This window comes from Pseudomonas putida (assembly GCF_028682175.1).
In the GTDB taxonomy this organism is placed as follows: domain Bacteria; phylum Pseudomonadota; class Gammaproteobacteria; order Pseudomonadales; family Pseudomonadaceae; genus Aquipseudomonas; species Aquipseudomonas putida_AD.
This window is the reverse complement of record NZ_JANHKS010000009.1, coordinates 97,979-110,356: the sequence shown is the minus strand read 5'-3', so window position 1 is coordinate 110,356 and position 12,378 is coordinate 97,979. Positions and strand designations below refer to the sequence as shown.

General features: G+C 61.0%; 10 protein-coding genes. 5 read left to right on the top strand and 5 right to left on the bottom strand.

Annotated features, from left to right (window positions below; genetic code table 11):
• Positions 1-50: 50 nt before the first annotated feature.
• The gene (locus tag NPS29_RS09130) at positions 51-542 is read right to left on the bottom strand and encodes an Lrp/AsnC family transcriptional regulator (RefSeq protein WP_274132121.1); all 492 of its coding nucleotides are present in this window, start codon (positions 540-542) and stop codon (positions 51-53) included.
• Between the two features lie 135 nt (positions 543-677).
• Between NPS29_RS09130 and NPS29_RS09125 the strand changes: the two genes are divergently transcribed.
• The 5 genes from NPS29_RS09125 to NPS29_RS09105 all read left to right on the top strand — a co-directional run bounded on the left by NPS29_RS09125 (position 678) and on the right by NPS29_RS09105 (position 7,080).
• Positions 678-1,307 carry a LysE family translocator gene (locus tag NPS29_RS09125; protein ID WP_274132119.1) on the top strand — a complete coding sequence of 210 codons (630 nt, stop codon included), beginning with the start codon at positions 678-680 and terminating at the stop codon, positions 1,305-1,307.
• A gap of 180 nt (positions 1,308-1,487) precedes the next feature.
• On the top strand, positions 1,488-3,107 hold the full coding sequence (locus tag NPS29_RS09120; RefSeq protein WP_274132118.1) for a glucan biosynthesis protein D: 1,620 nt from the start codon (positions 1,488-1,490) through the stop codon (positions 3,105-3,107).
• Between the two features lie 458 nt (positions 3,108-3,565).
• Complete coding sequence (locus NPS29_RS09115) at positions 3,566-4,870, top strand: hypothetical protein (RefSeq protein WP_337993885.1); 1,305 nt, start codon at positions 3,566-3,568, stop codon at positions 4,868-4,870.
• A gap of 2 nt (positions 4,871-4,872) precedes the next feature.
• Positions 4,873-6,156, top strand: a complete 1,284-nt coding sequence (locus NPS29_RS09110) for a hypothetical protein (protein ID WP_274132117.1) — start codon at positions 4,873-4,875, stop codon at positions 6,154-6,156.
• 159 nt (positions 6,157-6,315) lie between these two features.
• Positions 6,316-7,080, top strand: a complete 765-nt coding sequence (locus NPS29_RS09105; protein WP_274132116.1) for a substrate-binding periplasmic protein — start codon at positions 6,316-6,318, stop codon at positions 7,078-7,080.
• An 81-nt stretch (positions 7,081-7,161) separates the two neighbouring features.
• Here the strand turns inward: NPS29_RS09105 and NPS29_RS09100 are convergent, their stop codons facing one another.
• From NPS29_RS09100 to NPS29_RS09090, 4 genes are read right to left on the bottom strand one after another with little or no spacing between them, the layout of a single operon-like run.
• Positions 7,162-8,979 carry an FAD/NAD(P)-binding protein gene (locus NPS29_RS09100; RefSeq protein WP_274132114.1) on the bottom strand — a complete coding sequence of 606 codons (1,818 nt, stop codon included), beginning with the start codon at positions 8,977-8,979 and terminating at the stop codon, positions 7,162-7,164.
• Positions 8,970-9,977 carry a 2,3-diaminopropionate biosynthesis protein SbnB gene (sbnB, locus tag NPS29_RS28740; RefSeq protein ID WP_337993884.1) on the bottom strand — a complete coding sequence of 336 codons (1,008 nt, stop codon included), beginning with the start codon at positions 9,975-9,977 and terminating at the stop codon, positions 8,970-8,972. The genes NPS29_RS09100 and sbnB overlap by 10 nt, the downstream gene beginning before the upstream one ends.
• Positions 9,970-10,989 carry a 2,3-diaminopropionate biosynthesis protein SbnA gene (gene sbnA, locus NPS29_RS28735; RefSeq protein WP_337993883.1) on the bottom strand — a complete coding sequence of 340 codons (1,020 nt, stop codon included), beginning with the start codon at positions 10,987-10,989 and terminating at the stop codon, positions 9,970-9,972. Before sbnA ends, sbnB begins: the two co-directional genes overlap by 8 nt.
• Entirely contained in the window at positions 10,986-12,344 is a 1,359-nt protein-coding gene (locus NPS29_RS09090; protein ID WP_274132112.1) for a SidA/IucD/PvdA family monooxygenase, read from the bottom strand. Before NPS29_RS09090 ends, sbnA begins: the two co-directional genes overlap by 4 nt.
• Between the last annotated feature and the right edge of the window lie 34 nt (positions 12,345-12,378).

The following is a 12,378-nucleotide window of genomic DNA, read 5'->3' as shown; positions in this document are numbered from 1 at the left end:
CTCGAGATCGCCCCCGCCGGCAAGCCGTGCTGCTACGGACGTATTAGCCGCTAAACCGGCAAATGCCCCAGCGGCAGCGGCGCTTGCGACTTGAGCGTGCGTATCGCGAAGTTGCTGCGGATGTCCCGCACGCTGGGCATTTTCAACAGGGTCTCGGTGAGAAAACGGTCGTAGCCGCGCAAGTCCGGGACCACCACATGCAGGAGAAAATCCGACTCCCCCGACACCAGGTGGGCCGCGATCACCTCAGGCAATGCCGACACCATCTGATGAAATTTCTGCGCTTCATCTTCGTGATGACGGTCGACTTTCACACCGATGAACACCGTCATCCCGAGCCCCAGTGCGTCGGCATCGAGGATGGCCTGGTAGCCGCGAACCACCCCCGCCTCCTCCAGATGCCTCACCCGTCGCAGGCAGGGCGACGCTGACAGACCAATTTCATCTGCCAGTTGCACGTTGGTCAAACGACCATCCCGTTGCAGAGCGTTGAGGATCCGTCGGTCATAGGCGTCAAGCTTGTAATTTTGACTGGTTGGCATATCTGGAACCTTTTCAGCGTCAGCTTTGGCAGAAGATGCCAATACTAGGCGCCATCAGGATCAAACACGCAAGCACCTGCCCTGCCCCTCGGCCGTAGAATTTTCTTCCATCACCTAACCCCGGAGCTGCAGAAGATGGAAGGTATCGCGCTGTTTATCGTGGCCCTGTCGATGATCATGCTGGTGCCAGGGCCGGACATGATTCTGTTGCTGCAAACCGGCGCCCGCCATGGCCGCGCCAAGGCCTTTGCCACCGCGCTGGGCCTGGCCGGGGCGCGGGGATGCCACGTGGCGCTCGCCGCATTGGGCCTGGCGGCGCTGTTCAAGGTGTCACCCTGGACGTTCGAAGCGGTACGCATCATCGGCGCGGCGTATCTGCTGTGGCTGGGCATCAAGATGTTCAAGCCTGGGGCGATGGACCCGAGTGCGTCCCAGGGTGCGGACGCACGCCATATCTCCTGGCAAACGGCCGTAGTGCAAGGCCTGCTGACCAATCTGCTCAATCCCAAGGCGCTGCTGTTCTGCTCTGTGCTGCTGCCGCAGTTCGTCGACCCGGCAGCCGGCCCGGTGGCTGCGGAATTTGCCGAGCTGGGGGCGATCCTGTTGGTCGTGGGCCTGTCGTTCGACAGCGTCTACGCCATGGCAGGAGGCTGGATTGGCCGCTGGATGGCTCGCAGCGCCACAGCGCAACGGGTCCAGCAATGGCTGTTTGGCAGCCTGCTCATCGGCTTTGCCGTGCGTCTGGCGTTCATCCAGCAGGCGTAGCAACATGCCCGGAAGTACTTTGGCGATCTGCCAGTAGTGCCCTGAAACGATTTTTTCTTTTTTTTGCGAACAAGATGCCGAGATTGTTATCTGTTTGTTGGTAATTTGCGTTCGGCAAGGATTGGGAAAGCGCACTTCATCGTGCAGGAAAGCACGGCATTTCTTCAGAGGCTTCACCTTATGAATCGCAGGAATCTCCTGAAAGCTTCCATGGCGCTGGCAGCCTATAGCGCGCTACCGGCTTCAGGTCTCTACGCGGCACGCGCGCTGGCTGCAGCAGCCGATGGCGACGCCGAGCATTTCGATTTCAAAACCTTGCAGGACCTGGCCAAGCAAATGGCTGGCAAGGCCTACGTCAGCACCAAGCAGAATCTGCCGCCGACCCTGGCCAACATGACGCCGCAACAGTTCAACGCAATCAAATACGACGCCGGTCATTCCCTGTGGAACGACGTCAAAGGCCAGCTGGACGTGCATTTCTTCCACGTCGGCGCAGGCTTCAAGACGCCGGTGCGCATGTTCAGCGTCGATCCTGCGACCCAGCAGGCGCGGGAAGTGCATTTCCGTCCCGAGCTGTTCAACTACGAAGCCAGCCGCATCGACCAGACCCAGCTCAAGGGCGACTTGGGTTTTGCTGGCTTCAAGCTGTTCAAGGCGCCTGAGATCGCAATCAACGACATCCTCTCGTTCCTGGGCGCGAGCTACTTCCGCGCCATCGACAGCAACAAGCAGTACGGCCTGTCGGCGCGGGGCCTGGCAATCGACACCTATGCCCACAAGCCCGAAGAGTTTCCTGACTTCACCAAGTTCTGGTTCGAGAAACCGACCAAGGACGCCACCCGCTTCGTGGTCTACGCGCTGCTCGACTCGCCGAGCGCGACCGGTGCCTACAAGTTCGACATCGATTGCCAGGCCGACCGCGTGGTCATGGACATCGACGCGCACATCAACGCCCGCGCCGATATCGAGCAGTTGGGCATCGCGACCATGACCAGCATGTTCAGCTGTGGCACTCACGAGCGCCGCATGTGCGACACCATTCACCCCGAGATCCATGACTCCGACCGTCTGGCCATGTGGCGCGGCAACGGCGAGTGGATCTGCCGCCCGTTGAACAACCCGGCCAAGCTGCAGTTCAACGCCTTCGCCGACAAGGACCCCAAGGGCTTCGGGCTGGTGCAGACCGACCACGACTTCAAGACCTACCAGGACACCGTCGACTGGTACCACCGCCGTCCAAGCCTGTGGGTCGAGCCGACCACCGCCTGGGGCGAGGGCTCCATCGACCTGCTCGAACTTCCGACCACGGGCGAGACGCTGGATAACATCGTGGCGTTCTGGAACCCGCGGGATCCGGTGAAGGCCGGCATGTCGATGAACTTCGGCTACAAGCTCTACTGGAGTCCGCTGCCACCGGTGAGCACACCGCTGGCGCAGGTTCACGCCACGCGCTCAGGGATGGGCGGCTTCATCGAAGGCTGGGCACCGGGCGAGCATTACCCGGACGTCTGGGCGCGGCGCTTCGCCGTGGACTTCAACGGCGGCGGTCTGGATCGCCTGCCCGAAGGCTCCGGCATCGAGCCTGTGGTGACTGTGTCCAACGGCAAGGTTCAGGATTTCAACGTGCTGGTACTGCCGGACATCAAGGGCTTCCGCGTGACCTTCGACTGGTACCCGACCAACGATTCGGTCGACCCCGTGGAAATGCGCATGTTCATCAAGACCGGCGACCGCACCCTCAGCGAAACCTGGCTGTATCAGTACTTCCCGCCAGCGCCGGACAAGCGTCGGTATACCTGATTTACGGGAACACCCAGAACCCGTAGCAGCCGGGCTTGCCCGCGGGAGCGATCTTGAGGACGCCCCCGCCGGCAAGCCGTGCTGCTACGATCTGTGTAACAAAAATGAGTCATAGCCAACCTGGCAAACCGGCCTTTTGTTATCTCCATAACCAGCGTCAAATTTCCAGCCATCAATAAAATCAACAGCTTATAAATCCAAGAAAAATCAGCTCATGAATTCTGTCCGAATATTTGACGAATTCATTGACAGCCCGCGCCCCGAAGGCTGATATATCCCTGTCACGCCGTTTGAATGGACCTTTTTCGGCGGTCCCCTCCCGTCACGGTCGTGCAACGAACAGTGTTTTTTCAGACGCCATCGCCGGCCCGTTCCGAACGCGATCAGCGGTAGCTTTGCCTTCTTCGCGCCACCTGCACCGATCTTTCCTACTCCAGTGCTCCCGAGGGGCTGTGTCCATGATGTCGACCTCACCTGTTCACGTCGAAAAGCCGTCGATCCTGTCCTTCGACAAATCCACCGCCATCGTTCTGGTTGCGATCAGCCTGATCTTCGTCGAGACCTTTTCCGGCGCCCTGCGCTTCTATCTCGACCAGGCTGGCCTCTCGGTGCTGCTGTACGGCCCCAAAGTCGCGTGCCTGGTGTTCTTCGCGCTGGAGCTGCGCAGTTTCAAGGCCAGCCCCGCGGTATGGCTGAGCTTTCTGGTGCTGCTGCTCTCCGCGGGCTGGGGCATGCTCGGCGGGGCAACCGTGAACAATTTTGCCTTTGCCCTCTACGGCATCAGCCCATTGTTGTTCGGCCTGGCCTGTGGCGACCAGATCATGCGCCACAAGCGCCTGTTCATGTGGGTGATCGCGCTCGCGCTGATGGCATCGCTGGCGGGTATCGTGCTGGACAAATACACCGCCCTCCCCTGGAAAGGCTACAGCTACACCGTGGGCGGTACCGAACTGAGCGCCAACACCTCGTGGGCCGCTGAAGATATCGACCGCCCTGCCGGCTTCGCCCGTATTTCCAGTGCCCTGGCGATCATCATCGCGATCTTCAGCCTGTACCTGATGGCCACGCTGCGCTCCAAAACCCTGATACTGGCGGTCTGCGCCATGGGTCTTGGTGGCATCATCCTGACCACCAGCAAGGCGCCGGTACTTGCTTTCGCTGGCGCGGTAGGGCTGATGATGATCACCCGCCTGCACTGGACCGCCCGCGGCTTCATCGTGTTTGCCGTACTGCTGGGCATGTCATTGCCGTTCATGGCCATGATGTTCGACTTCGACCCCAACAAGATTTCCACCGGCGACTCGCTGTCCTCCCTCTACGATCGCCTGGTCAACACCTGGCCCAACGTCATCAGGGCCCTGACCCACGAAGGCCGCGCCTACACGGGCGCAGGCTTCGGGCTGGTGGGCAGCGCGGTGGCAGCGTTCCCGGTTCCCGGCGCCGACATATTCATGGTGTCCGACAGCACCGTGGTCTACCTCTGGGCCATCTTCGGCATCGCCGGCCTGTTCCTCTATTCGCTGCACATACCGCTGTTTTTCGTACTGGCCCAGACCAACACGCGCTACGGGCGCGCCATGCTCGCCACGGGCTTTTGCATCTGCATCGTCAGCTGGACCACCGACACGCTGGAAGTGACGCTCGCCAACCTGTTCCTCGGCATGGCCATCGGGCACGCAATGGCGGCGAGGTCGCGGGCTCACATCACCGCCCCAAAGCCCCATGAGCGTGCCCAGTGGAACGGCCTGCCAGGCTTGAGCTGACCATGAGTGGATTTGGTATTGGCCGCAAAGGCCTGTTGTTGCTGTGCTGTCTGCTCATCAGCCCGCTCGTTCTGGCCGAGCCGTTCATTGTGGGCGTCGCCACCCATTCGATGAACAACACGACGCAACCCTTGCGCAGCCTGGACCTGGCGAAGTCGGCGGGGGTGACGTCAGTGCGCGATGATGGCTTCTGGTCCACCGCAGAACCTGCCCCCGGCCAGTTGCGCATCATTGCCCCGTGGCGGGCATGGCTGAGCACGGCCAACGCGCTGGACCTCTCACCCATGGTCATCCTGGGCTATGGCACCTCGTTCAACGGCAACGCCAAGCCACGCACCGCTGCGGTGAAAGCTCCCTACCTCAACTATGTCGATTACATCACCCGCCAGTTGGGCAATCCGGTGAAGTACTACGAAGTCTGGAACGAGTGGGACATCGAGGGGCCCAAAGACCCCCGCCTGAGCAGCGACTACGTGGCGCTGGTCCGCGACGCGGCGCCCATCATCCGCAAGAACAATCCGCAGGCCAGGGTGCTTGCAGGCGCAGTCACGTCCGCCGGTATCAAGGGCGGTTTTGTCGATCGCATAGTGGCAGCGGGCGTGCTCAAGTACGCCGACGGAATTTCGCTGCACCCCTATGTGCATTGCGAGGGCCGCGACCGCAACACACCGGAGAGCTGGATCGGCTGGATGCGCAGCGTCGACCACGACATCAGCAGCAAGGCCGGCAAACCGGTTCCCCTGTACCTCACTGAAATGAGCTGGCCCAGCCACGAAGGCACCTGCGGCATCAGCCCGGTACGCCAGTCGGCGTATCTGGCGCGGGCCTATTTCCTGGCGCGCACCCTGCCCAATATCAAGGGCATGTGGTGGTACGACCTGATCGACGACGGCAAGGTGCGCGACGAGCAGGAACACCATTTCGGCCTGCTCAACGTCGATCTGAGCGCCAAGCCGGCGTACTCGACCCTCAAGGCGATCACCCCTTACCTGCGTGACTTCAACTACGTCCCCAACGAAAGCCTGCAGGCCGATAATGTCTACAAGCTGGTGTTCAGTAACGGGCGCGAGCGGATCATGGTGGCCTGGGCGACGGGTCGCCCGCGTGAGGATCGCATCACCGCAAGCGCGCTGAACAACACTCCGCTGCGCATGCTGGATACGCAAGTGCCGGACAAGGGCATGCTCGACAGTGGTCAGCGCTGGACCTGCACCGGCGACCAGTGTGCAGTGCCCGTCACCCTGACCGAGTTTCCAAAGATTTACCGGCTAAACCCCGGCGCTTGAGCGGTTCGCACGACAAAAAACCCGCCTGACTCGATCAGTGCGGGTTTTTCTTGGTATTTTTGTCGGACGATTCGCAAAATAGTGGCATTACGACATACCACAGACATTTCCGGCTGTTAGGCTGGACGTCTTTTTGAAGCGCCCGGAACGAGGGAGTGTATGGGGTTTCGACGCGGATTCATCGGCGGTTGCCTGCTCTGCCTGCTCGCATTTCCTGTGCTGGCTGGCCCTTATGTGGCCGGTGGCGCGCAGTGGAAGCCCTATGCCTTCGAGGATGAAAACGGTCACCTGCAAGGGGTGTCAGTCGATATCGCGCGACGGATCACCGAGCTGGCAGGCCTGGACGTCACCTTCGTCACCTACCCGGTCAACCGCCTGCAATCGATGCTGCAGAAGGGCGAGATAGACATCAACTACGCCGACGCGCTGATCTGGAACAGCCCTGAAGAACAGAATCATTACCTGTTCTCCAAACCCTACTCCAGCGTCAACGAGCACCTCTACTTCCTCGCCAACCACCCCGGCGCGGATCAAACGATCAAGCAGATGGACCACCTCACCATCGGCACAGTCCGTGGCTACACCTACTGGGCACTCGACCCCGCCTTCAACGGCCACCGGCTCACCCGCCTGGAAACCTCGCAGGACGACGCACTGCTCAAGCTGCTGCAAAGCGGCCGGGTCGATGCGGTGGCGATGGTCGATGACATCTTCGACACCCTCCTCGTCACCAGCCACCTCAACCCCAGCCTCTTCCGCCAGGGCCCTCAACTCAGCGAAGCGCCGCTGGTGTTCAAGCTCCAGCCCCAGCTTGCGCAGTGGTTGCCACGGATCAATCACGCTATCGACACGATGCGCAGCAGTGGCGAACTGGAGAGGATCAGGGGGCGGTATTTGCAGGTGCCTAAACAGGCCGCGCGCTGATCGTCCGCACTGACCGGTTCTCGTAGCAGCATGGCTTGCCAGCGGGAGCGATCGTAAGGCCCCCGCCGGCAAGTCGGACTGCTACGGGACGGAAACGCACAGCCCCAACATCTCCCGCGCAATCCGGTCGGCGTCCACGAAAGCTCGGGAATAGCTGCCCGATGACGGCACATAGTGGTTGTAGTAGGTCGCGCCTTCGACGATCGGGCCGGTTATCCACAGATTGGGCTGGGCCTTGCCTTCACCATCGACGGTGACTCCACGACCTTCGCCATCCAGGCTGTGGATAATTCCACTGGCCTTGAGCTGACGGATGATTGTTGGCAGCGCGGCCTCGTCAGGCTCGGTGGCACGGGCTACGACAATGGCTTCGAGAGGGGTATGACGCCCTTCTCCATCCAAAATCGAGGTCTGGCCAGAATGTGCATTGTGCATAACTTTCGAGCCATGCACCCACCTCAGTATCCCCGCCTCCTCTAGCGCCAGCAGCTCCTGATGCCGCTCTTTCTGGGGCCCCGCCACCAGACGATTGACCAATGGCGCGTACTCCTCGAAGAAAACCCGATGGGAATTCGCACTCAGGCCTTTGTTATCCACAACCCTGCGCAATTGTTCACGACAACTTCTCCATACTTCCGCAGCGGCCTTGATCGGGCAGCGATCCAGGCCGGTTTGGCTTTGCAGCAGGTCTGCTTCGATGAAACTGCGCATCCACTGTGGATAATTCTCAATCGGTGGCTGCAGGGCCCGAGAATTGAAAAGGCTCTCTGGCAACATCGGCGCGCTGAAGCGCTGGGCAAGCTCTTCAACCTTGGCCGCCAGATCTTCCAAGAGGAACGCGGTCATGATCTGCGACTTGATCTTGAGCCCGGATTCCCCCGCCTGCTCTGCAACCATCCCGAAGTATTCGGCGTACATTTCCGCCTTGATGAGCGGCAGCACCTGGGCTTCAAAATCCAGGCCCTGCGGGTGTTGAGCGCGCAGATCAGCGACGGCCGACAAGGTGAAAATCAGGGCAGTGCCGCCCGCCCTGTTCGGGGTAATGTCGGGGCGCGTGCGATACGGCAGCCCGCTGCGCGAATACATGAACACCTGCGGTTCTTCACCCGACGCAATGTATCGCAAGCCATCAGGGCCATGTTCGAAGCGCCCCGCGCGTCCGACTGTCAGCCCGGCGATGGCGTCCATCGCCGAGAGGCCCAACCCTTCGACGCCGACCCGGTCTGTGGATGAAATACCTTGCAGGGAAAGCGGCTGTGGATAAGCCTGCAAACGACGGGTTTGGCCTGTGGAGTGTTCAGCGATAGCCGGCGCCCGAGCATGCCCGACTGTCAGCAATAACCAGTCCACTGCATGTCGATGCCCCCCCGTTGTGGACAGTACATAGCCACCCCAATCGGTGTGCTCGATGTTATCCACAGTCCGGGAGACATGGTTGATCCGCACTTGCTCGGGCAGCGTCCTGATGATCTCTTCATAGGTCCAGGCAAGGTATTCACCCAGCCACTGACGGGGCAGGAATTCATTGGGCTGGACCACCCTCGCAGGCTTGAAGCGCAGGCACCACTCATAGAAATTGGGTCCCTGACGCCCACTGAAACCGCCCAAGGCTGCCTGATCGGGAAACATGGAAATCTGCGATGCAACCGTGTTGAGCATCAGGTACTCGGGCTGTTCCACCGAATGCAGGCCCGGCCCCGGCCGGTGCGGATCGAACACGCTGATCTCGATACGCCGCTGAGTTTTTTCCGCCAACGCGCACAGCCGTTCAAGCACCGTCAGCCCGCGAGACCCGCAACCCACGATGCCGATTCTGACGGCGGGCTTCTCTTCTGATTTATCCACAGGCCATTTGTCAGCAAACACGTCATCCAGGCGAAGCGCGGTGGTCAGTTCCATCTGAGGGTTTCTCCGAAGAAGGAGTCGATGGCGACGGCTCGTGAATCGGCCAGCGCCGTGTCGACAATGAACTTGCTCAAGGCCAGGTCCAGCACCCCCAGGCCGAACGGCGAGAAGATCGACGCCTTGTCCGGATCCAGCGCGACCTCCCCACGAATCAGGCCTGCCAGCGTGCCGTTCATGAAATCCCGGTTGCCGGTCAACTGCTCGGCCAGATGGGGCGAGGTGTTAGCCTTCATGCAGTGCTCGATGTCGTCACACAGGTTGTTGGACGCCAGCAACAATTGCGGTGCGATGTCCCGCAGGGAGATGTTGAGCACTACCTGGCCAGGGCGGAAGCTCATTGGCGGCTGTACATAGGGCTCGCCTGCCGTTGTTGCAAAAATCACCAGATCGGCGGCCAACGCCTCGTCCAGTGATCCGCTACGGGCTGTGCACAAGTCGGTCTGCTCGATATAACCGGTGAGCGCGCGGCTTGATGCCTCGTCGAAATCGTGGACCACCGCATGAGCGATTTCCCAACCCTCCACCGCCAGCATCCGCGCAATATTGCGGGCAATCACCCCTGCACCGATGAATCCTAGCGTTGCGGCCCTGCGGGACTGACCATTGAGCCAGTAAGCCCCTGACACCGCCGACGCCGCGGTTCTTACAGCGCTGATCTGCGCGCCTTCAAGGCAGGCATAGGGGTAGCCGGTGTCGCGATGGTTAAGGATCACCACCGCAGAAGCGCGGGGTTTGTGCTGCGCGACGTTGCCCGGAAAGCTGGAAATCCATTTGATCCCGGCAACCGCCTCTTCACCTTCCAGCGATGCGGGCAACGCGATGATGCGGTTCGCGGGCTGCTGTGGGAAACGCAGGAAATAGCTGTCGGGGTTCAGGGTCTGACCGTCGTGATGTTGCAGGTACACCTGCTCGACGCGGGCGACCATGGTGTGGGCCTGGGTGTCGAGGATATCCTTGATGACCGCGCCCGGAATCACATGGAAATCAGACATTGAGCGCCTCCCCTTCGAAAGTGTGCACATAGTTTTTCAGGTAACGGCCGATGGGCTGCGAACCTAGCGCGGCAAGCTCCGCGCGACCGAACTTCTGCATCACCCATTCATCGTTGTAGATGGTTTCCAGATAGCGCTCGCCGGCGTCCGGAGAGATCGCGACCACCACGGCGTCCTTGGGAATCCCCAGCGACGGCGCCGCCAGACCGGCTACCACGGTGCCGGTCGATCCGCCCGCTAGGACGCCGTTGGACTTGGCCAGCCAGCGGCACATGGCAACCGTCGCGCGCTCGTCCACGACCTGCTGTTTGTGCAGATGGGTGGCGCGAAAGATCGGCGGCATCTGGCTCGATCCCAGCCCCGGAATGAATCGTTTGCCCGGCGCCTGGCCAAAGGTCACGGAGCCTGCGCTGTCTACCGCGATGATCTTGGTGCGCGGCGAATGCTTGCGGAAATACTGCACACACCCCATCAGCGTGCCTGTAGTCCCGGCGCCAACCACCAGATAGTCCAGGGCTGGAAAGGCGATGTGAATCGACCGGGCGGTGGTCTGTTCGTGAGTCAGTGCGTTTGCCGGGTTGCTGTACTGATTGAGCCACAGATAGCGCGGGTCACGGGTGACGGTGTCGCGGATATAACGGATGCGGGTGCCCAGATAGCCGTCGTTGTCATCACGTTCGGTGACGATCACGATCTGCGCGCCGAACGCTTCCATCATCTTGATGTTGTGCAGATTGGTGTTGGGATCGACCACGCAGCAGAACTTGTAGCCACGTTCGGCGCAGATCATGGCCAATGCCACGCCGAGGTTGCCGGACGATGACTCGATCAGCACGGTGTCCTTGTGGATAAGTCGTCGCTCGGCGTAGGAATCGATCAGGCCGATGGCAGTTTTCATCTTGATCGAGCCGGCCGGGTTGCAGGACTCAAGCTTCAAGTGCAGATTCTCGAAGCCCAGCCCTTTGAGACGGACAAAGTTCGAATCGCCGACGATATGGGAGATGAAATTCATGGGCGGGCCTCGGCGCGTGCCGGTTTCGGCATCCTTGGGTGAGCCACCACGGGCGCCAGTTGCCGGGGTTGCGTCGCCAGCAAGGCATCGGTCAGTTGCTGGGCGCGCAACGCGACCATGGAGAAGGACTGCGCATCGCTGATGCCATGGGTCTTTTCCGACGTGCCGTTGGCCAGAATCTGTACACCTTCGCTGTGTTGCAGGCTCACGCGGTACTGCCGATCCACGGCCAGGCTGCCGTCTTCATCGCGCACCAGCCAGGGCTGCAGCAATGTCAGCAGCGGCGGCACCGCCAGTTGCTCGTAGCCGGTGCCCAGCACAATGCCATCGACGTACAGCGTGCTCTCAAGCCCGGTATTGCTGTCCCGCAGCACCACCGAGTAGGCGTCGCCGACCTTTTCCACAGACACCACATTCGACCAGGTGTGCAGGTTCAGACGCTGATGCCCGCTGACCTCGCCTTCGTACATGAAGGAGTACAACGCCTGACTCTCATCGGCGTCGATGCCTGCGTAGTTGGTCGAACGAATCTCGTCGAACACCTTGCTGCGGCGGGCCGGCTCCAGTTGATGGAAGTAGTCGACCTGCTCCGGCAGGAAAGCCATGTTGGGAAACTGGCCCAATTGCCCGACCCGGAAACCGACCCCGCGATGCACCGAATGCACCTGGGTGGTCGGCGCGGCGCCCAGCAGGTGCGCGACCGCCTCCCCGGCGCTTTGCCCGGACCCCAGCACCAGCCAACGCTGGGCAATCGGCCCGCCGCCCAGATGGATGTTCTTCAGGTACTGCGAGGTGTGGAACACCCGGCCGCCGAGATGGGCGCTGAATGCCTCGGGAATTCGCGGCAGGCTGCCGTGGGAAAGCACCAAGCGCCTTGTGCGATAGGTGCCTTGGGCTGTCACGACATCGACTGCCCGCAAGATGCCTTTTTCGGCCACCGGCAGCACATCCAGCACGCCCTCGTCGTAGGCAACGTAGTCCTTGAGTTGTGCCGCGACCCATCCAATGTAGTCGGACCATTCCACCCGGCTTGCAGGACGCCCCAACAAGCCAAATTTGTACAGGCGCCCCTTCTCTTTCAGGTACATGGCGAACGAGAAGCGGCTGCGCGGGTTGCGTGGGGTCACCAGGTCGCGGAACACGTGGTGATTGATGTCGGTGCCGGAAAGCAGAAACGCGCCGTGCCAGGTTGAATCGCGCCCCTTCTCGAAAAACCGCACCTTGGCGAACGGCTTCTTGCCGTTGTCCTCGGCTTCATCTTCCAGTGCACAGGCCAAGGCGATACCGGCTGGGCCGAAGCCGACCGATACGACGTCCAGTTCCTGGCGCAGTCCCTCGTTTTCAAACTGATTCATGATGGTTCTTCCTGGAATGTTCAAAGACTTGGCG

Coding starts and splice junctions, on each gene's coding strand:
- NPS29_RS09130 (WP_274132121.1), bottom strand. CDS start 542: ATGCCAACCAGTCAAAATTACAAGCTTGACGCCTATGACCGACGGATC.
- NPS29_RS09125 (WP_274132119.1), top strand. CDS start 678: ATGGAAGGTATCGCGCTGTTTATCGTGGCCCTGTCGATGATCATGCTG.
- NPS29_RS09120 (WP_274132118.1), top strand. CDS start 1,488: ATGAATCGCAGGAATCTCCTGAAAGCTTCCATGGCGCTGGCAGCCTAT.
- NPS29_RS09115 (WP_337993885.1), top strand. CDS start 3,566: ATGATGTCGACCTCACCTGTTCACGTCGAAAAGCCGTCGATCCTGTCC.
- NPS29_RS09110 (WP_274132117.1), top strand. CDS start 4,873: ATGAGTGGATTTGGTATTGGCCGCAAAGGCCTGTTGTTGCTGTGCTGT.
- NPS29_RS09105 (WP_274132116.1), top strand. CDS start 6,316: ATGGGGTTTCGACGCGGATTCATCGGCGGTTGCCTGCTCTGCCTGCTC.
- NPS29_RS09100 (WP_274132114.1), bottom strand. CDS start 8,979: ATGGAACTGACCACCGCGCTTCGCCTGGATGACGTGTTTGCTGACAAA.
- sbnB (WP_337993884.1), bottom strand. CDS start 9,977: ATGTCTGATTTCCATGTGATTCCGGGCGCGGTCATCAAGGATATCCTC.
- sbnA (WP_337993883.1), bottom strand. CDS start 10,989: ATGAATTTCATCTCCCATATCGTCGGCGATTCGAACTTTGTCCGTCTC.
- NPS29_RS09090 (WP_274132112.1), bottom strand. CDS start 12,344: ATGAATCAGTTTGAAAACGAGGGACTGCGCCAGGAACTGGACGTCGTA.